The 19,145-nt window shown below is 46.0% G+C and carries 17 protein-coding genes; 9 read left to right on the top strand and 8 right to left on the bottom strand.

Features of this window, described 5'->3' with window-relative positions:
• Positions 1-26: 26 nt before the first annotated feature.
• Complete coding sequence (locus ACO1NU_RS15545; RefSeq protein ID WP_448819415.1) at positions 27-1,511, bottom strand: pseudouridine synthase; 1,485 nt, start codon at positions 1,509-1,511, stop codon at positions 27-29.
• A 212-nt stretch (positions 1,512-1,723) separates the two neighbouring features.
• Here ACO1NU_RS15545 and ACO1NU_RS15540 point away from each other — a divergent pair, with 212 nt between their 5' ends.
• From ACO1NU_RS15540 to ACO1NU_RS15530, 3 genes are all read left to right on the top strand, one after another.
• Entirely contained in the window at positions 1,724-2,563 is an 840-nt protein-coding gene (locus ACO1NU_RS15540; protein ID WP_448819414.1) for a lytic transglycosylase domain-containing protein, read from the top strand.
• A 150-nt stretch (positions 2,564-2,713) separates the two neighbouring features.
• On the top strand, positions 2,714-5,557 hold the full coding sequence (uvrA, locus tag ACO1NU_RS15535) for an excinuclease ABC subunit UvrA (protein ID WP_448819413.1): 2,844 nt from the start codon (positions 2,714-2,716) through the stop codon (positions 5,555-5,557).
• Between the two features lie 6 nt (positions 5,558-5,563).
• Positions 5,564-7,057: an NAD(P)H-hydrate dehydratase gene (locus ACO1NU_RS15530; protein ID WP_448819412.1), complete on the top strand. Its 1,494-nt coding sequence runs from the start codon at positions 5,564-5,566 to the stop codon at positions 7,055-7,057.
• On the opposite strand, the gene lipA is transcribed toward ACO1NU_RS15530, so the two are convergent.
• From lipA to ACO1NU_RS15510, 4 genes are all read right to left on the bottom strand, one after another.
• Entirely contained in the window at positions 7,045-7,929 is an 885-nt protein-coding gene (gene lipA, locus ACO1NU_RS15525; RefSeq protein WP_448819411.1) for a lipoyl synthase, read from the bottom strand. The two genes, ACO1NU_RS15530 and lipA, sit on opposite strands and share 13 nt — an antisense overlap.
• A 192-nt stretch (positions 7,930-8,121) precedes the next feature.
• The gene (gene ytxJ / locus ACO1NU_RS15520) at positions 8,122-8,451 is read right to left on the bottom strand and encodes a bacillithiol system redox-active protein YtxJ (protein ID WP_448819410.1); all 330 of its coding nucleotides are present in this window, start codon (positions 8,449-8,451) and stop codon (positions 8,122-8,124) included.
• Positions 8,452-8,643: 192 nt separating this feature from the next.
• On the bottom strand, positions 8,644-9,135 hold the full coding sequence (gene ribH / locus ACO1NU_RS15515) for a 6,7-dimethyl-8-ribityllumazine synthase (protein WP_448819409.1): 492 nt from the start codon (positions 9,133-9,135) through the stop codon (positions 8,644-8,646).
• Positions 9,136-9,213: 78 nt separating this feature from the next.
• Positions 9,214-9,891, bottom strand: coding sequence for a tetratricopeptide repeat protein (locus ACO1NU_RS15510; RefSeq protein WP_448819408.1), 678 nt, complete (start codon positions 9,889-9,891; stop codon positions 9,214-9,216).
• Positions 9,892-10,286: 395 nt separating this feature from the next.
• Here ACO1NU_RS15510 and recF point away from each other — a divergent pair, with 395 nt between their 5' ends.
• Complete coding sequence (gene recF / locus ACO1NU_RS15505) at positions 10,287-11,402, top strand: DNA replication/repair protein RecF (RefSeq protein WP_448819407.1); 1,116 nt, start codon at positions 10,287-10,289, stop codon at positions 11,400-11,402.
• The gene (locus tag ACO1NU_RS15500) at positions 11,383-11,673 is read left to right on the top strand and encodes a DUF721 domain-containing protein (protein WP_448819406.1); all 291 of its coding nucleotides are present in this window, start codon (positions 11,383-11,385) and stop codon (positions 11,671-11,673) included. The genes recF and ACO1NU_RS15500 overlap by 20 nt, the downstream gene beginning before the upstream one ends.
• A gap of 53 nt (positions 11,674-11,726) precedes the next feature.
• Here ACO1NU_RS15500 and ACO1NU_RS15495 read toward each other — a convergent pair whose 3' ends face one another.
• The 3 genes from ACO1NU_RS15495 to ACO1NU_RS15485 form a co-directional block, all read right to left on the bottom strand.
• Positions 11,727-12,152, bottom strand: a complete 426-nt coding sequence (locus ACO1NU_RS15495) for a nuclear transport factor 2 family protein (protein WP_448819405.1) — start codon at positions 12,150-12,152, stop codon at positions 11,727-11,729.
• 440 nt (positions 12,153-12,592) lie between these two features.
• Entirely contained in the window at positions 12,593-13,018 is a 426-nt protein-coding gene (locus ACO1NU_RS15490) for a nuclear transport factor 2 family protein (RefSeq protein WP_448819404.1), read from the bottom strand.
• Positions 13,019-13,275: 257 nt separating this feature from the next.
• A complete protein-coding gene (locus tag ACO1NU_RS15485) occupies positions 13,276-13,695 on the bottom strand; it encodes a nucleoside-diphosphate kinase (protein WP_448819403.1) in 420 nt (139 codons plus the stop codon).
• A gap of 152 nt (positions 13,696-13,847) precedes the next feature.
• Between ACO1NU_RS15485 and ACO1NU_RS15480 the strand changes: the two genes are divergently transcribed.
• The 4 genes from ACO1NU_RS15480 to dnaK all read left to right on the top strand — a co-directional run bounded on the left by ACO1NU_RS15480 (position 13,848) and on the right by dnaK (position 19,076).
• Positions 13,848-14,858, top strand: coding sequence for a DHH family phosphoesterase (locus ACO1NU_RS15480; RefSeq protein ID WP_448819701.1), 1,011 nt, complete (start codon positions 13,848-13,850; stop codon positions 14,856-14,858).
• A 12-nt stretch (positions 14,859-14,870) separates the two neighbouring features.
• Positions 14,871-15,851, top strand: a complete 981-nt coding sequence (locus ACO1NU_RS15475; RefSeq protein ID WP_448819402.1) for an FKBP-type peptidyl-prolyl cis-trans isomerase — start codon at positions 14,871-14,873, stop codon at positions 15,849-15,851.
• A gap of 82 nt (positions 15,852-15,933) precedes the next feature.
• On the top strand, positions 15,934-17,022 hold the full coding sequence (locus ACO1NU_RS15470; protein WP_448819401.1) for an FKBP-type peptidyl-prolyl cis-trans isomerase: 1,089 nt from the start codon (positions 15,934-15,936) through the stop codon (positions 17,020-17,022).
• 143 nt (positions 17,023-17,165) lie between these two features.
• A complete protein-coding gene (gene dnaK / locus ACO1NU_RS15465) occupies positions 17,166-19,076 on the top strand; it encodes a molecular chaperone DnaK (protein WP_448819400.1) in 1,911 nt (636 codons plus the stop codon).
• The last annotated feature ends 69 nt before the right edge of the window (positions 19,077-19,145 follow it).

The raw sequence follows: 19,145 nt of genomic DNA, 5'->3' as shown, positions 1-19,145 counted from the left end.
GAAATCTTCCGGGGTTTTCTTGTTTATTATTTGATCAGATGTTTCAACTGGATGATTTCTTTTTCCTCCAGATATCTCCATCGGCCTCTTCCTAAGTCTTTCTTAGTCAGGTTGGCATATACCACCCTGTCAAGTTTTACCACTTCATAGCCGAGGTGTTCGAATATCCTTCTAACGATGCGGTTCTTTCCGCTATGTATCTGAACGCCGACTTCTTTCTTGCTTGCTCCTGCTACGTAGCTGATCTCGTCAACTTTGATCACGCCGTCTTCCAGCTCCAAACCAAAGGCGATCTTATTCAGGTCTCCCTGACTTAAGCTCTTGTTTAACTCCACCTGATAGATCTTGGTGATGTTATTACGTGGATGAGAAAGCTTTTCAGCAAGATCCCCGTCATTAGTCATCAACAACAGACCAGTCGTGTTTCTGTCTAATCTTCCGATCGGGTAGATACGCTCTTTAGACGCCTTTTCTACCAGGTGCATAACGGTTTTACGTTCCTGCGGATCTTCTGTAGTCGTGATATAATCTTTCGGCTTGTTCAACAACACATAGGTCATCTTTTCACGCTTCAGCGTTTCACCGTTGTAACGGATCACGTCTGTCATCGGATTGATCTTATGTCCAAGTTCATTGATGCTCTCACCGTTTACCGTGATCACACCTGCTTCGATCAGCTCATCAGCCTTTCTGCGTGAGCAGATACCCGCATTCGCGATGTATCGGTTTAGACGGATAAGCTCCGGATTGCCCGATGGTGCTGCAGTCGTTTTTCTACGCTGACGCAGATTAGGCTTTCCAACGTGCTCTTCCGAAGTCCAGTTTCTGTTCTCGCCACCAGACCTTCTATCGTCCGCACGGAAAGGCTTTCTTTCGTAAGGGCGGTCAGATGCTGGCCTTCCAGCCGGTCTTCCTGGCTTTCTGTCTTCGCTATATGGTTTTCTTTCCCTCTTGCTGTCGTCACCAAACGGCTTTCTGTCCTCACTGTATGGTCTTCTTTCTCTTTTGCTATCGTCACCAAATGATCTTCTGTCGCTTCCGAAGCTCTTCTTTTCATAAGGGCGGTCACTCTGGGTTCTTCCACCTGCGCCACCTGATCTTCTGTCGTCGCCAGATGGGCGTCTTTCAAAAGGCTTCTTTTCAAACGGACGGTCACCCTGCGGGCGTCCTCCTGAAAATCCCTCTCTCTTGTCGCCTCCGAATGATCTCCTGTCAGATGAGCGTTCTCCGCCGGATTTGAAATCACGGCCTTTTTCTCTTGAATCTTGTTGGAATGGTTTGCGTGCGAAAGGGCGTTCACCGCCTGTACGGCGCTCCTGACCTCTTTCATCAGATGATGGTCTTTCCGACCTGGAAGGGCGGTCTCCGAATGACTTCTTACGGTCTCCGTCAAACCTTTTCTTGTTTTCTGTGTTTGACCTGTCCTGACGATCGTTCTTTGAACTTGCGTCAAAACGGTTGTTATTGAAGGACTTGTCCTCGCGACTTTTCCGATTGTTACTATTTGGCATGTTATACTGCTAACCTCTTTAAATGGGGGGCAAAGTTAGTCAAAATTTAACAATAAAATCCCAGTTGTGTTTGCTAATTAATTTGGCCTAAATGGGGGAATATTGCGGCAATAACAGGCTGGTTTTTAGGGTCTAAAACATAAGTGCTTGTGTATTAGATATATATTATGTACCTTTGTAATCTTTTTAATAATAAACATAGTAAGGAACGCATGATTAAGAAACATTTGATCGCGTGTTTTGCAGTGGTTCTGATCACCGTTTTAGCAAAAGTTGGTATCAGCAAAACTTCAGTAACACACGTTAATTCGTTTCCACAAAAAGTGGATGTCCCTTCTCCCCGCGACGAAAAAGACTCATCTCCTGTCATCTCTTTTGAGTTTGCCAGTGAGGAAATACCTGTACAGCACGTTAAGGTTTCCCAGAGAATGAGCAAGTATTTGAAAGCCAGTAGTTATGAGCATATTCAGACAAACCGCCTGCACCACAAAGCTGCACGCTGGTTCCCTGTGATTGAGCCGATACTTGAAAAGTACGGCATTCCGGATGATTTTAAATATCTTCCTCTCGTAGAAAGCGGCCTCAATGGAGGAACATCTCCCAAAGGCGCATCTGGTTACTGGCAGTTTATGCCGCAAACAGCAAGGAGTTACGGCTTAGTGGTTAACCGCAGCCGCGATGACAGACAGAACATGAAGAAGTCGACCATTGCTGCCGCCAAGTATCTGAGAGATCTCTACAAGGAATTTGGTAGCTGGACGCTGGTTGCTGCTGCTTATAATGTAGGAGAAAATAGTTTGAAGAGACAAATTGCGGTCCAGGGACACGACAATTATTTCAGGCTGAAGTTAAACCGTGAAACCGGTTCTTATGTCTACAAACTCGCTTCTATGAAAGAAGTGATCGAAAATCCCATCAAGTATGGGTTTGCAAGAAGAGGTGAAAGCCTGTTAGCGCGCGACGCAGAACAGCACAAGAACACCGTGATCGATCCCGTGACAGAACGGAATGCTATCGACGCACTTAATCTTCTTCGGAAACAAGACCTTTAGATCTTTGTTAATTTTTTAGAGCGAAGGTTCTGATGCTAACTTCTGGGGAGAAATATGCGTCATGGCCTTCGCTTCTAAATTACAAAGGGGACTGTATTTTACAGACTATTACCCGATCTTTATCGTCAATATTTCAAGAGATACAAATTAATGGATAAAAGCACACCAGATCTTGGCGAGCAAAGTGAAGTAGAGGTTTATGGAGCCAGGGTTCACAACCTCAAAAATATTGACGTTTCCTTTCCAAGGAATCAGCTGGTCGTCATTACCGGACTCAGTGGAAGCGGAAAATCATCGCTGGCCTTTGATACCATATATGCTGAAGGTCAGAGACGTTACATGGAAACCTTCAGCGCCTATTCCCGGCAGTTCCTGGGAGGCATGGAGCGCCCCGACGTCGATAAGATTTCCGGACTAAGTCCCGTCATTGCTATCGAGCAAAAGACCACATCCAAAAATCCACGTTCTACAGTAGGTACCATCACGGAGATCTATGACTTCATGCGTCTTCTTTTTGCAAGAACAGCCGACGCTTATTCCTACGCTACAGGTAAAAAAATGGAGCGTATGTCTGAAGATCAGATGCTCCGTAATATATTGAGCCAGTTCGACGGAAAAGCAGTTAACATCCTGGCACCCGTAGTTAAAGGACGTAAGGGGCATTACCGTGAGCTTTTCGAACAGATTCGCAAACAGGGCTACCTTAAAGTGCGTGTGGATGGCGAGATCGTCGACCTGACGCCGAAGATGCAGCTTGACCGCTATCGCATTCACGATATCGAGATGGTGATTGACCGGCTCAACGTATCAGAAAAGGACTCCAAGCGCCTTTACAGCTCCATACAGTCAGCCCTCAAAATAGCCAAAGGCATTATCAAGATAGCCGATCAGGAGAACAATGAATTTTTCTTCAGTAAGTTCCTGATGGATCCTGAATCCGGGATCTCTTATGACGAACCACAGCCAAACACGTTCTCGTTTAACTCGCCTTACGGTGCATGCGAAAAGTGCAGCGGCCTGGGCTCCATCTACGAGATCGATCAGGCTTCCGTGATTCCTAATCCGAAACTCAGCATTATGAAGGGAGGCCTGGCTCCCCTTGGGGAATATCAGGAAACCTGGATCTTTCAGATTCTGAAAGCCCTTTCCAAAAAAAAGGAGTTTTCTTTAACCGAACCTATTGAGAAGCTGCCGAAAGAAATTCTGGATATTATTCTAAACGGCTCTGATGAGCTGCTGACTGTTCCCGTACAATATAATAAGTGGAACGTCCAGAATTATCAGGTCACGTTTGATGGCATCATCAAAATGCTGGAAGAGCAGGCAGAAAAGAAGGTGGAAGATATGCCTAAAGATCTGGAAGAGTTTCGCGTTCTGAAGGTATGTCCGGTTTGTCACGGTGCACGCCTGAAGAGGGAATCCCTGCATTTTAAAGTAGGCGAAAAGAACATCTTCGAGCTGGCCTCCATGGATATCCACAGCCTGTCGAAATGGTTTGATGAGGTAGAGTCGAAACTCAATGAGCGGCAGAGCGTCATCGCGAAGGAGATCCTGAAGGAAATCCGCTCGCGACTCGGTTTTCTGCTCGATGTGGGTTTGAATTACCTCACTTTGAACAGAACAGCCAAGACGCTTTCGGGTGGAGAGGCACAGCGTATCCGCCTGGCAACTCAGATCGGGTCTCAGCTGGTCAATGTACTTTATATATTAGATGAGCCGAGCATCGGTCTGCATCAGCGCGATAACGCCCGTCTGATCTCCGCATTGAAGAATCTGCGTGATATTGGTAACTCCGTCCTGGTGGTGGAGCATGATAAGGATATGATCCTGGAAGCAGATTATGTGATCGATATGGGCCCTGCAGCCGGTGTTCACGGCGGCCAGGTCGTTGCCCAGGGAACTCCTGCCGAAGTGAAGCATGCTAAGACGCTGACCAATGCCTACCTGAGCGGCGAAAAAGAAATTGCCATACCCGCAGAGCGACGCAAAGGCACCGGCGAACAACTGATCCTCAGGAATGCCACCGGAAATAACCTGCGCAACGTCACCACATCGTTCCCTCTCGGGAAGCTGATCTGCGTAACGGGCGTATCCGGAAGCGGCAAGTCCAGTCTCATTGCCGAGACTCTATATCCTATATTAAACAAGCATTTCTTCAGAGCGAAGAAAACACCGATGCCGTATAAGGCGATAGAAGGCCTGGAACATATAGATAAGGTGATCGAGATCGACCAGACACCGATTGGCCGTACGCCGAGGTCGAATCCTTCTACGTACACCGGGGTGTTCTCCGATATCCGTAACTTGTTCGTAGGCCTGCCCGAAGCAAAGATCAGAGGGTATAAGCCGGGTCGCTTCTCGTTCAACGTAAAAGGCGGTAGATGCGAAACTTGTCAGGGTGCGGGAATGAAGATCATCGAAATGAACTTTCTTCCCGATGTGCAGGTGCCCTGCGAAGAGTGCAACGGTCGCCGCTATAACCGCGAAACGCTTGAAGTCCGTTATAAGGGCAAGTCGATCAGCGATGTGCTCGATATGAGCATTGAGGAGGCGGTAGAATTCTTTGAACCGATCCCCTCTATCCACCGGAAGATAAAAACCCTGTTTGATGTGGGTCTGGGCTATATCAAGCTTGGCCAGTCATCCACAACCCTGTCGGGCGGAGAAGCGCAGCGCGTGAAACTCGCAACGGAGCTCTCTAAGAAAGACACAGGTAAGACATTCTATATACTGGATGAACCTACTACCGGTCTCCATTTTGAAGATATCAATGTACTGCTGGGCGTATTGAATCGCCTGGTTGATCATGGAAACACCATCCTGGTCATCGAACACAACCTGGATGTGGTGAAAGTGGCCGACTGGGTCATCGACCTTGGTCCCGAAGGTGGTGCCGGCGGAGGTCAGATCCTCTTTGAAGGAACACCGGAAGACCTGATCAAAGTGAAAAAGAGCTTTACGGGACAATTCTTAAAACTGGAAATGAAACGTTAAATCCTTATGGAGAACCTTCTCAATACAGAGCAAATGCGCGCCACAGATGCGCATACCATCGAAGCAACAAAGATCAGTTCGCTGGAGCTGATGGAGAAAGCAAGTAAAGCTTTTGTTCAGGCTTTCATGAGCGTGTATTCAGAGAAGTTCAATACGTTCGCCGTTTACTGCGGCACAGGAAATAACGGCGGGGATGGTTTGGCCATTGCACGCCTGCTTCATGAAGAGGGGTATCGGGATATCCATGTCAGGATTATCCGCTTTACCGAGAAGAGCAGCGCTGATTTCCAGGCAAACCTGGAGGCACTCCGTTCCTGCAAGATCCCGGTTCAGGAGATCCGTGATCCCTCCGAGCTGGGGGAGGAGCCGGCGGTGCTTCTTATTGATGCGATGCTGGGTTCGGGCCTTAACAAGCCGCTCAGCGGCAAGTGGGCAGAGCTGGTTACCAAGATCAATTCATGGCAGAAGAAGGTGGTTGCTGTAGATATGCCGACAGGTTTCAGAGGCGAAGGCCCCCTGAATGCCAATGACCTGGTTGTCCGCGCCAAGCTGGCCATTACCTTTCAGCGGCCGAAGATCAACTTCCTCTTGCCTGATTCGGCCAGCTTCATGGAAGAGTTCCGGGTAGTCGACATCGGTCTGGAAGAGGCTTATCTGCAGAACCTCGAATCGCCCTATAAGCTCATACAGAAAGAAGACATTGTTTGCAGGCTGAAGAAGAGGAGCAACTTTTCTCATAAAGGTACTTACGGACATGCGCTGCTCGTCGCGGGATCGCCCGAAACGATGGGTGCAGCACTCTTGAGTGCCGAAGCCTGCCTGTATACCGGAGCGGGACTCACCACCGCCTGCATTCCCGAAGAAGGGCTGAATGCGCTGAATAGTCGCTCGCCCGAGATCATGGCGCTCATCCGCAAGGCAGATCAGGATCCCGAGATCAAGGTAGAAAAATATAGTGCATTGGGTATTGGTCCGGGGCTGGGCACAGGCGACAAAAGTCTCCGTCTGCTTACCAAAGTAATGCGCAGCTATTCCAGGCCGATTGTTTTTGATGCGGATGCCCTCAACCTGATAGCTGATAATTATGAGCTGGTTCAGCTTATCCCCGAAGGATCCATACTGACTCCCCACATGAAGGAGTTCGACAGGCTGTTCGGTGAGCATAAGTCATGGTGGGAGCGTCTTGAAAGTGGTCGCGACCGCGCCACTACGCTGGGATGTACTATCGTTCTTAAGAATCGCTATACGATGATTTTCTTACCGGATGGGAGATGCCTTTTTAATCCGACGGGCAGTCCCGCTATGGCCAGCGGAGGCATGGGCGACGTGCTCACAGGAGTCATCACCTCTTTCCTGGCGCAGGGCTACAAGCCTGAAGACGCCGCCATTGCAGGCGTATATATCCACGGCGCAGTTGCCGATCATACACACGACTATGTGATTCCAGCCTCTGCATTGCTGCAGAAGCTGCCTTCAAAGATTGCAGATTACCTTACCTGATCAAAAAGATGTTTTTCAGCGTGGTAGGAAGAACGTACCAGCGGTCCGCTTTCCACATACTTGAATCCCATATCCTGACCGATTTCTTTGTATTTAGCAAACTGGTCCGGGTGGATCCAGTCGATTACCGGATGATGGTTTTTAGTAGGCTGAAGATACTGCCCCAGAGTAAGGATGTGAACGCCTGTGTCAGCAAGATCCTGCATGGTCTCGATCACGTCTGATTCTGTTTCTCCAAGACCCAGCATGATGCCCGATTTGGTGCGCAAGCCAAATTCAGATATGCGTTTCAGGGCTTCCATACTCCGGTCGTATTTCGCCTGAATACGAACTTCGCGAGTCAGGCGTCTTACCGTTTCAATATTATGCGAAACTACTTCAGGGCGTTCTTCACAAACGCGGTACAAGTTATCCCAGATACCTCTGAAGTCGGGAATAAGCGTTTCCATGGTTGTTTCCGGACTTTCTCTGCGGATAGCACGAATGGTTTCTGCCCAGATGGTAGAACCACCATCTTTCAGATCATCACGATCTACCGATGTGATTACCGCATGTTTGACGCTCATGAGTCTGATTGAGTTCGCTACGCGGTTAGGCTCATCCAGATCAACCGCAAGCGGCCGGCCTGTAGCCACCGCGCAGAATGAACAGGAGCGCGTGCAAATATTACCCAGGATCATGAATGTAGCAGTACCTGCTCCCCAGCATTCGCCCATATTCGGGCAATTACCGCTTTCGCAGATCGTGTGAAGCTTATGGGTATCCACTAAACCTCTTACATTTGCATACTCTTTTCCCACGGGTAGTTTCACCCTTAGCCAATTTGGTCTGCGCTGAGCCTGGTTGGCAGGTATTACCGGCAATTCAATCATAGTACAAAGGTAATTAATTAGATCTAAGATATTAGATACAGGGAGGTAGAATATGACACTCTACTTAGATATAAGTAGGCTGCGGAACCGTAGTTCATTCGGTATACACCGACACGGCTCCGCGTTTTATCAGCTGAGTTTAATAGACATTGGTTCTTAACGGCGCCTGGTATTTATTCAGAGCTTAAAAAATTAAGAAAGGTGTGCAGACACGAGGTCAGCAGAGATGTCACCATGTGAAGCATGGTAAACACATACACCATCCTTGATGACCAGTACCTGAGGCGATTCGTGGTGTACGTCGAAGATTTCAGCAATTGCACCCGATACATCTCTGTGTTTGATGAGATCAAGGAAATACAATGGCGTACCTTCCGGGATTTCCTCCTTGTCGAGTTCGAACCGTTTTCTCGCCATCATACTGATGGAGCAACGGGTGCTGTGCTTAAATATGACGCTATATCCAGGAGCATTTTTAATGTCCTGTAATTGTTTCAATGATTCTAGTTGGATCCAATTCATGGGAAAGGCGTTGAGGAAGATGACTTGACTATCTTCGTGACTTCGGATAAGAACTATACGCAGGACACACTTTGTTGGAGCAGGATTGTAAGCTGATTGATACTACAATTAAGACCAACAGCGCAAGAGCGATTCTTTTCATGTGCAAAGTAAGTATAACAATGACAATAACATGCCAGCTGAAGATATTGTTTATTTTAATGAACGTTGCAGATCGGCCATTAGTATGGCTGAAGCAGCAGCTTCAGTGCCTTTATTTCCGTGCTTTCCGCCGGCTCTTTCCTGCGCCTGTTCCAGATTAAGCGTGGTAAGCACTCCGAAGATGACAGGCACGCTGTGTTTGATGCCGACGTTTGCTATTCCATTGGCTACACCGTTGCAGATATAGTCAAAGTGAGGGGTATCTCCCTGAATAATACAGCCAAGGCAGATTACGGCGTCAACTTTACGTGCGCTCAGCATCATCTCTGCGCCGGCAATCAGTTCGTAGCTCCCTGGAACGGCAACCGAAATGATATTTTCTTCGGGGGTGCCCTGCTGGATCAGCATATCGTATGCGCCCTGGTAGAGTGCGCCGGTAACCTCAGCGTTCCACTGTGCCGTGATAATGGCAAACTTGAAGTCGGCTGATGATGGTATTGTTGTGTGTGAAAAGTCAGATAGATTTTTTAGCTGAGTTGCCATAGCTTTTGTTGAAACCGTTGTAAATGAAAAATGGTTACCCTGAAGATAACCATTTCGTAAATATTGTGACTTGTGTTATTATAAGCGAGCTTCCGCACGAGCGATATAGGCGTCTACAACAGATGCCTCGTAGCTGGTAGGGTATTTTTCTTTGATCTTGTTATAAGCGTCTGCCGCTGCTTTGAAGTCTTTTTGCTCTTCATAAACCAATCCTAGTTTCTTTAAGAAAAGAGGAGCGGTGAAAGTATTGTCTGACTTATCAGCCGCCTTTTTGTAATAGGTGATTGCTTTGTCGTATTCTTTCAATTCTGAATAGGCGTCTCCCGTCATTCCTAATACCAACGGATCGATCACAGGACTTCCGGTGCTGCTGTAGTTTCCAAGAGCATCTACTGCTTTCTCGAATTCACCTTTCTGTAGATATAATCCGCCAAGGTATGCATTGGCCAGGTTTGCAGATTTCGTGCTGGAGTACTCTTCAGCGATTTTTTCAAATCCAGGATAAGAACCGTCACCTTTGATTGCTCTGTCTGCAAGAGAATCAACAGCTACATATTCTTCTGCCTTAAACATTTCGTTGGCAGCTGTCTTCGCGCGAGGTGCCAGATAAAATTGCTGATATCCGATGTACAGTAAAATAAGTGCTACTATAGCTCCTCCAATGATAGCCAGGCTTTTCTTATTCTCCTGCACAAAACCTCCTGGGTTGTTCATCATGTTCGACTGAGTTGTAGTATCCGTTTGATTTGTCGCCATTTGCGTTAGTTAAAGTTTGCAAAAATACATTTTTACGGGTTACTGTCAAGTGATCGGCTGAATAAAAGAGGAATTGTTTTGGAAATGTAAAAGTTATTGTTGGAATAATTTATACTCAAGCTATCCTCACGTAGGGGCCTGCTTGAGAATGCAGCCACGGTGCAGCCACGTTGATGCCACGGTGATGCCACCTTTTCTTGCAATAACGTGGCATCACCGTGGCTGGAAGGTGGCTAAGATATGGCTGCACATACTGTTTGGCCACCAGTTGGTACAACTGAATATCTACAATGTACTCGCTAAGTTGTACAGTAAAAGATAAGATATGTTAAAACAATAAGAGCCGAAGTTATTAGCTAAATACTCCGATTTTATCTAGGTTTGTAGCAGATCGTATGTGGCTGGAGAAACTCACTTTACTCAATTTTAAGAATTACGAAGAAGCGGAACTGTCGCTTTCGCCGGCGGTAAATGCCTTTACCGGCGACAATGGTGCGGGTAAGACCAATTTGCTCGACGCGATACATTATCTGTCGTTGTGTAAAAGTTACTTCAATCCAATTGACACCCAGCAGATCAGAAGTCAGGCTGATTTCTTTATGGTGCAGGGAAAGTTCGACAAGGACGATGTGCCGGAAGTGATATCCTGCTCATTGAAACGCAATCAGAAAAAGCAGTTCAGAAGGAACAAGAAAGAATACCAGCGTCTGGCTGACCATATAGGCCTCTTCCCATCGGTGATGATCTCGCCGAACGATGTCAATATCATTACCGAAGGGAGTGAGGAGCGCCGGCGCTTTATCGACAACGTGATCTCGCAGACGGACGCACAATACCTGGATGAGCTGATCGTGTATAATAAAAATCTGCTGAACCGGAATGCCATGCTTAAGTCGATTGCCGAGCAGGGGAGCTACGACCCGGAGTTGCTGGGAATCCTGGATGACCAGCTTGTTGCATCGGGACAAAAGATTTTCCAGAAAAGGAAAGACTTCATGGAGGTTTTTATCCCTGTGTTTCAAAAGCACTATCAGTACCTGACGGAAGATGCCGAGCAGGCGGAGCTGAAATATGAATCGCCTCTGTTTGATCAGGATTTCCATGAACTGCTCAGGGGTTCTGTAGAGCGTGACCGTTTTCTGCAGCGCACTACCATGGGTATACATAAAGATGATCTGAATTTCAGCGTGCACGGCATGCCGATGAAGAAGTTTGGTTCGCAGGGACAACAGAAGTCCTTTCTGATCTCCCTGAAGCTGGCGCAGTACAGTTTTCTTCAACTGAAGAAAGGATATAAACCTTTGCTCTTACTGGATGATATCTTCGACAAGCTGGACGATAAGCGGATCCGGAAGCTGATGACGATGGTTTCTCATGATGATTTCGGACAGATATTTATTACCGATACGAGCCGCGAGCGAATTGAGGGAATATTTGCAGCGATAGGCGTGGAGTTGACTACTTTTGTAGTTTCGAAAGGAACAGTAAGCCATGAGAAAAACGAACGATAAGCCGATTAAAGAAGCCATTGAGCAGATGCTGCGGGTGTATAAGCTGAAGCGGAAGTTCGACGAAACTTCTCTGGTGGCAGCATGGCCCGAGATGATGGGGCCTGCGGTGGCTAACCGGACACGGCAGCTATATATCCGGGAGAAAAAACTGTTCATCCGGGTGGAGTCTTCGGTTTTGAAGAACGAACTGGTGATGATTCGTTCGCAGATCCTGGAGAAGATGAATGAACGTGCCGGGAGTCAGGTACTCGAGGAAATTGTATTTCTATAAATAGAAAAGGCTCCCTTAAGGAGCCTTTTGCATGATATATATAGACGGGGAAATTAGTTGAAGGTGCTGGTTACGTTGGTGATCTTCCAGCCATCAGCTGAGTTTTCCATGGTCACGTAGTTGACTTTAATGAAATCCTGATATTTCATGCTCACTTTTACAAGGGCCTGAGCCTTGTTGTATTCAAGTACCTTGTAGCTGGTCTCGCAATTCTGTTTGATATCCTGAATGCTTTTGAGCGATTTGACGATCTGTGATTTACTGTGCGTTGTAACGGTGTTCGCACGAGTGCAGCTAAACTTGACGTTTGCGTCTAATAGAGCTGGTAATTCTTTCACGTCGCCCTTTGTCATGGCATCAATATAAGTCTGTACTGCGTAGTTCATGTTGAACCTTTTGCTGTTGGGTTCTCCGGCTGCAAAGGCGCTCATAGAGAATACGATCAGGAATGCTGCGGTTAGTGTTTGTAGGGTTTTCATATCAGTAAGTTTTTAAGTTTCGAGTTTTTTGTCCTTGTTTGTTGAATCAAAAGTAGAACAGAAAACGTCGCTGAAAAACCCATATTAGGCCAGTAGAGGGTAGTTTTCGGTGAATGGGGGATTTGTGTCGGTGAAAAAAAGGAGCTGTTTTTGGCCGGCAGGAGATCGGATGGCTTGGTGATGAAAAACGGGCTTAAATTGGTTTTAAGGCTGGTTTGTTAGTGGTAATTCTGGCGAGTTTGGAGTTGTTTTTAGAGGGGTTTGGGTGATGAAGGTTGTGGAGCAGCAGCAGCAGCAGCAGCAGAAGAAGAAGAAGAAGAAGAAGAAGAAGAAGAAGAAGAAGAAGAAGAAGAAGAACCTTTATAATGCAAATAGCGACGGCTCCAGTATAGGGAGCCGTCGCAGTGTATATATATGAAGAAGAATGTTAAGAAGAGGAACTAGTTGTAGGTGCTGGTTACACTTTTGATCTTCCAGCCTTCAGATGTGTTTTCCATCAATACATAATTCACTTTGGTGAAGTCCTGATAGATCATGTTCACCTTTACCAATGCCTGGGCGTTGTTGTACTCCATTACGCTGTAGCTGGTTTCGCAGTTCTGTTTTATGTTCTGAAGTTGTTTTAATGATTGAACGATCTGTGAGCGGTTGTAGCTTACCACTTTGTCGGCTTTGGTGCTGCTGAACTTTACGTTTTCATCAAGAATGGCTGGAAGTCCCCTGGTGTCGCCTTGTGTGAATGCGTCAATGTAGGTCAGTACCGCATGGTTCATTCCAGCTCTTTTGCTGCTTGGTTCGTTGGCTGCGAATGCGCTCATGGAAAATACGATTAAGAAAGCGGCGGTTAATGTTTGAAGAGTTTTCATATCAGTGAGTTTTAAGTTTTTAAGTTTTTGTCCTTGTTTGTTGAATCAAAAGTAGAACAGAAAACACAGCTTGAAAACGCGTATTAGGTCGGTGAAGGGAAGTTTTCGGTGAATGCAGGATTTAAGGAGGCGAAAAAATGCGGGCTGTTTTTGGCCGGTCGCCAGAAGGGGGCAAATTGAAGTGAGATATTAAAAAAAGGGCGTAAACAAGAAAGGCCGCCTCATTGGGGCAGCCTTTCTTGTATTATATTGATTTATTAGAAACGCTCTAACTGAGAGAAGAAGAAGCTTCCTTCGATCTCTGCGTTCTCGTCAGAATCAGATCCGTGAACCGCGTTTGCGTCGATTGATTTTGCGTATTTGTTACGGATTGTTCCTGGCTCTGCTTTAGTAGGGTCAGTTGCACCGATCAGTTTACGGAAATCTTCTACTGCGTTGTCTTTCTCCAGGATCGCTGCGATGATCGGACCAGAACTCATGAAAGAAACAAGATCTGCGTAGAAAGGACGCTCTTTATGTACTGCATAAAATGCACCAGCAGTTTCAGCTGAAAGTTTAGTGTATTTTAATGCGATGATTTTGAATCCCCCCTTCGTGATATCATCAAGAATAGCTCCCATATGGCCGTTTGCTATGCCATCTGGTTTAATCATTGTAAATGTTCTGTTTGTTGCCATCGTTTTTTATATATTGCTGCAAAATTATGATTTTAATTGGAGCATAAAAGATTTTAGAAAAGTAAATAGCGGGGATCATGCGCGTAACGTATGCAATTATTGGGTTTTGTAACGTCAAGGTTTTTAATAGCTTTGCATTCTTTAATTAAATGATGCCAGAGATAAACTCCCTTAAAGAATTATTGGCTTTACCCAAGCGAATTGTAATTACCACCCATCATAAACCCGATGGCGACGCAATGGGCTCATCCTTGGGGCTTTATAATTATCTGATTCAGAAAGGGCATCATGTTAAGGTGATCACACCTTCTGACTACCCTGTCTTTCTTCAATGGCTTCCCAATAATCCGGAAGTACTGGTTTATCCTCAGGATGTAGAGGGCTGTAACCAGCACATTGCGGATGCTGAACTGATATTCTGCCTCGACTTCAATGCGCTGAGCCGCATTTACGATATGGCTGGACCTGTTGAAGAATCGGCAGCTATCAAAGTCATGATCGATCATCATCTCGAGCCACAGGATTTTGACGACTACAGATACTGGAGCATCAACGCCTGCTCAACAGCTCAGCTCGTTTATGAATTCATCTGCAAAGTGATGGAAGAAGAGGATCTGATCAATAAGGATGTGGCCACCTGTCTTTATACCGGTATCATGACTGACTCCGGTTCATTCCGTTTTCCGACAACTACGCCTGCGGTGCATCTGATTGTTGCTGACTTAATTTCAAGGGGGGCAGAAAACTGGAAAATACATCAGCTGGTATACGATAACTTCTCTGAAAGCCGTTTACGCTTCTTAGGTCATTGTTTGCTGAACAAGCTGGAGGTATTGCCGGAGTATAACGCCGCACTGATCCATGTTTCGGCAGATGAGCTAAAGGAGTTCTCCATCTCAACGGGAGATTCGGAAGGCCTCGTGAACTACGCGTTGACGATAAATGGTATCCGCCTGGCCGCATTGATCATCGAACGCCCGGATTTAGTAAAGTTGTCTTTGCGCTCCACCGGAGATTTTCCTGCGAACGAGATCTGTAAGAAGTATTTCAAAGGCGGAGGTCACCGTAATGCAGCGGGAGGACAGTCGGACCTGTCGCTGGATGCAACCGTTGCCAAGTTTAAAGAGATTCTAGTTGAATATAAAAGTCTATTAATACAGTAACCACAAAATAAAATGAACAAAAGCTTAATTATGTTGGGAGTTGCAGCGTTAGCATTTACTAGCTGCAAACAGTTTAAAAAAGGTGAGGGGGATATGCAATACATCATTCACCAGGATAAAGATGGTGAGGCGATCAAAGAAGGTGACTTCGTTGCTTTGCATGCTATCCAGAAAACTGAGGAAGATTCAGTACTTTCCAATTCATACGATTACGACAGACCGATGTTTGTTGCTCAGCAGAAGTCTGCATTCAAGGGAGATATCTACGCCGCTTTGGCGATGTTGAGTGAAGGTGACAGTGCAACTTTCAAAATCAACCTGGATTCTTTGCAGGCAAAGATGAACATGCCGAAGCCTGAGAATACAAAAGGCAAGTACATGATCTTCACTTTCAAGGTTGATAAAGTAATTCCTAAAGGAACTTTAACTGACAGCCTGTTTCAGGGTAAAGTTGATGAGTACCTGAAGGCAGAAGTTGCGAAAGCGAAAAACCAGGAAGCTGGAAAGATCAGCGGCTACATCGCTTCAAACAACTTGAAACCAACTGTAACTGCTTCTGGTCTTAACTACGTAGTTGAGAAAGAAGGAAATGGTGCCAAACCAGCTGTTGGTGATACAGTTAAATTAAACTATACAGGTAGCTTCCTGACTGGTAAAGTATTCGATACCAGTGTATTGGAAACTGCAAAGAAAACTCCGGGATTATTCAACCCAATGCGCCCTTATGAGCCTATGAAGGTTCCTGCTGGTGTAAATGCGACTATCCCTGGTTTTGATGAAGGTTTGCTGTTGCTTTCTAAAGGTAGCAAAGTGAAATTTATCATTCCTTCGAAATTAGCTTATGGTGAGCAGGGAAGCCAGATTATCCCTCCGTTTATGCCATTGGTATTCGAAATGGAAGTATTGGATATCATTAAACCTGTTCCGGGATCAGCAGCTCCTGCGGCTCCAATGGCTCCTGGCCATTCAGCAGGTGATGGTCACGGTCACTAATTATACAGTGATTGCATTCTAAAATATTGTTTGTCCGGCTGGCTCATACCCAGCCGGATTTTTAATTTATAAGCTCTTAATTATGAAATCAGGAAATATATTGTTGGCGCTGCTTTTCTTATTGTCGGTGCAGGTGTCTGCCCAGTCTAAGAAGAAGGCATCGAAATCCAAGAAGGCACAAACAGCGGTGGCTCAGAGCAAGGCTGTAGTAATGCCTAATGGCGTCTCTTATGAGATCTTCACACCGAATGCTTCGGAAAAGATCAAGATGAATGACGTGATCACGTTTAACTTCATTCAGAAAACGGATAAGGATTCCGTGCTATTCAATTCATTCGAAGCCGGAAGGCCTGTTACCATTGCGGTAGACAGTAGCCGGAACATTGCCGATCTGATGTACTTCTTCCCTTTGATGGGAGAGAAGGATAGTGCATTGGTTAAAATCCCTGCAGACTCTTTGTTCAAGGATGGTCAGATGGAGCGTCCTTCATTCTTTCCTGCAGGAAGCAGCCTGCAGTTTGTGATCAGGGTAGATAAAGTGCAGTCGATGGAGCAGGCTATGTCAGAACGCCAGAAGATGATGGATGCGCAGGCAAAGACTGCCGATTCATTGAAGGTAAATGAGGTGAGCATTCTGGAGGCCTTTGTTTCAAAGAACCAGCTGAAGATGATGTCAACGCCTTCAGGTTTACGCTATACTGTGCTGCGTCCGACAACAAAAGTGCGTCCTGTGGCGGGTGATACGGTATATGTGAACTATATCGGCCGTACCCTTAGCGGTAAATTATTCGACTCGAGCATTGAAGCAGAGGCGAAGAAAGGCGGGTTGGAGCAACCAGGCCGCAATTATGAGCCCATCAGCTTTGTGGTTGGCGAAGGAGAAGTAATCCCAGGTTGGGACGAAGGCTTGTTGCTACTTAATGAGGGATCAAAGGCACGCTTTCTGATCCCGTCGAGCCTGGCTTACGGTCCGCGCGGTGCAGGGCAGGATATTGCTCCGTTCAGTACGCTCGACTTTGAGGTGGAATTAGTAAAGGTGGTGCCGGTTAAGAAGACCGTGCAAGCACCGAAGAAGGCACCTGCAGTACGAAAGCCTTCTGCACCAAAGCTGAAGGCTCCTATCAAAAGTACTCCTGCGAAGAAGACAACGACTGCAACTAAAAAGAAGTAGTTCTGTCATCTTGTCATTTCCTGCGTTTTCTTTACTTGTCTGATACGGCTCATGTTATGACAAAGTGTTTAATTGGAATGTTGGCATAGGCATTGATAAGTAAGAGTGTTATTGATTTTAAAGAATTTAATAGAGAATATAATATGTCAAAGATTATTGGTATCGACTTAGGAACAACAAACTCTTGCGTTGCCGTAATGGAAGGTAATGAGCCTGTAGTTATAGCCAACAGCGAGGGAAAACGCACAACACCATCAATTGTTGCGTTTGTTGAAAACGGAGAGCGTAAGGTCGGAGATCCTGCAAAGCGTCAGGCAATCACTAACCCTACAAAAACGATTTATTCGATCAAGCGTTTCATGGGAAATGGCTTCAATGAAGTATCCCGTGAGTTAGAGCGTGTACCTTATGCGGTAGTTAAAGGTGATAACAACACTCCACGCGTTGATATCGACGGTCGTAAATATACACCTCAGGAAATTTCTGCAATGGTTCTTCAGAAAATGAAGAAGACTGCTGAGGATTTCTTAGGTCATGAAGTTACAGAAGCAGTTATCACTGTTCCTGCATACTTTAACGATGCTCAGCGTCAGGCTACGAAAGAAGCTGGTGAGATTGCTGGATTAACTGTTAAACGTATCATCAATGAGCCTACAGCTGCTGCTTTAGCATACGGTCTGGATAAAGCTCATAAGGATATGAAGATCGCTGTTTTTGACTGCGGTGGTGGTACTCATGACGTGTCTATCCTGGAATTGGGTGATGGCGTGTTTGAAGTAAAATCAACTGACGGTGATACTCACCTTGGTGGTGATGACTTCGATCAGGTGATCATTGACTGGTTAGCTGCTGAGTTCAAATCTGAAAACGGAATGGACCTTGCGAAAGATCCTATGGCGCTTCAGCGTTTGAAGGAAGCTGCTGAAAAAGCAAAAATCGAGCTTTCAAGTTCAACACAGACAGAAGTAAACCTTCCTTATATCACAGCTGATCAGAGCGGTCCTAAGCACTTAGTGCGTACATTAAGCCGTGCTAAATTTGAGCAACTGGCAGATAGCCTGATCAAACGTACTATTGAGCCTTGCCGTTCAGCATTGAAAAATGCAGGCTTATCTACTTCAGATATCGATGAGATCATCCTGGTAGGTGGTTCTACTCGTATCCCTGCTATTCAGGATGCGGTTAAAGCTTTCTTCGGAAAAGAGCCTTCAAAAGGTGTTAACCCGGATGAGGTTGTTGCGATCGGTGCTGCTATTCAGGGTGGTGTATTAACAGGAGAAGTGAAAGATGTATTGCTTCTTGACGTTACTCCACTTTCTTTAGGTATCGAAACTATGGGTGGTGTAATGACGAAGTTAATCGAGTCTAACACAACTATCCCAAGCAAGAAGTCAGAGACTTTCTCTACAGCTTCTGATAACCAGCCATCAGTAGAGATCCACATCCTTCAGGGTGAGCGTCCTATGGCTAACCAGAACCGTACAATTGGTCGTTTCCACTTAGATGGAATTCCACCAGCACCTCGTGGTGTGCCTCAGATCGAAGTAACTTTCGATATTGATGCAAACGGTATCCTGCACGTGTCTGCTAAAGACAAGGCAACTGGTAAAGAGCAGAAGATCCGTATTGAGGCTTCTTCAGGTCTGACAGATGAAGAGATCAAGAAGATGAAGGAAGAGGCAGAAGCAAATGCTGAATCTGACAAAAAAGCAAAAGAAGAGATCGACAAGCTGAACGCTGCTGACGCATTGATCTTCTCTACTGAAAAACAGTTGAGCGAGTACGGTGATAAGGTTCCTGCTGACAAGAAGGCGCCTATCGAAAGTGCTTTAACGAAGCTGAAGGACGCTTATGCAGCGAAGAACTTTGCTGACATCGACGTAGCTCAGGCTGAGTTGCAGACTGCATGGACTGCTGCTTCTGAGGATATGTACAAAGGTACTCAGGATCCAGGAGCTCAGGGTGGTGCTAATCCGGGAGCGGGAGCTACTGGCGGAAATGCTGCCAACAATGGTGACACTGTTACTGATGTTGACTTCGAAGAAGTTAAGTAATACAATATAAATGTCATATAAAAAGCCGTTTCAGTTTTCTGAAGCGGCTTTTTTGTTTCTAATGAACGA

The sequence above is a fragment of the Arcticibacter sp. genome (genome assembly GCF_053551015.1).
This window is presented reverse-complemented; position numbering and strand designations above follow the sequence as displayed.

Bases quoted from the DNA above. Each gene is read 5' to 3' on its own strand.
- ACO1NU_RS15480 (WP_448819701.1), top strand. From the start codon at position 13,848: ATGCCAGAGATAAACTCCCTTAAAGAATTATTGGCTTTACCCAAGCGA.
- ACO1NU_RS15530 (WP_448819412.1), top strand. From the start codon at position 5,564: ATGGAGAACCTTCTCAATACAGAGCAAATGCGCGCCACAGATGCGCAT.
- dnaK (WP_448819400.1), top strand. From the start codon at position 17,166: ATGTCAAAGATTATTGGTATCGACTTAGGAACAACAAACTCTTGCGTT.
- ACO1NU_RS15495 (WP_448819405.1), bottom strand. From the start codon at position 12,152: ATGAAAACCCTACAAACACTAACCGCAGCATTCCTGATCGTATTCTCT.
- ribH (WP_448819409.1), bottom strand. From the start codon at position 9,135: ATGGCAACTCAGCTAAAAAATCTATCTGACTTTTCACACACAACAATA.
- ACO1NU_RS15485 (WP_448819403.1), bottom strand. From the start codon at position 13,695: ATGGCAACAAACAGAACATTTACAATGATTAAACCAGATGGCATAGCA.
- ACO1NU_RS15475 (WP_448819402.1), top strand. From the start codon at position 14,871: ATGAACAAAAGCTTAATTATGTTGGGAGTTGCAGCGTTAGCATTTACT.
- ACO1NU_RS15500 (WP_448819406.1), top strand. From the start codon at position 11,383: ATGAGAAAAACGAACGATAAGCCGATTAAAGAAGCCATTGAGCAGATG.
- ACO1NU_RS15510 (WP_448819408.1), bottom strand. From the start codon at position 9,891: ATGGCGACAAATCAAACGGATACTACAACTCAGTCGAACATGATGAAC.
- ytxJ (WP_448819410.1), bottom strand. From the start codon at position 8,451: ATGAATTGGATCCAACTAGAATCATTGAAACAATTACAGGACATTAAA.
- ACO1NU_RS15540 (WP_448819414.1), top strand. From the start codon at position 1,724: ATGATTAAGAAACATTTGATCGCGTGTTTTGCAGTGGTTCTGATCACC.
- uvrA (WP_448819413.1), top strand. From the start codon at position 2,714: ATGGATAAAAGCACACCAGATCTTGGCGAGCAAAGTGAAGTAGAGGTT.
- ACO1NU_RS15545 (WP_448819415.1), bottom strand. From the start codon at position 1,511: ATGCCAAATAGTAACAATCGGAAAAGTCGCGAGGACAAGTCCTTCAAT.
- ACO1NU_RS15470 (WP_448819401.1), top strand. From the start codon at position 15,934: ATGAAATCAGGAAATATATTGTTGGCGCTGCTTTTCTTATTGTCGGTG.
- ACO1NU_RS15490 (WP_448819404.1), bottom strand. From the start codon at position 13,018: ATGAAAACTCTTCAAACATTAACCGCCGCTTTCTTAATCGTATTTTCC.
- lipA (WP_448819411.1), bottom strand. From the start codon at position 7,929: ATGATTGAATTGCCGGTAATACCTGCCAACCAGGCTCAGCGCAGACCA.
- recF (WP_448819407.1), top strand. From the start codon at position 10,287: ATGTGGCTGGAGAAACTCACTTTACTCAATTTTAAGAATTACGAAGAA.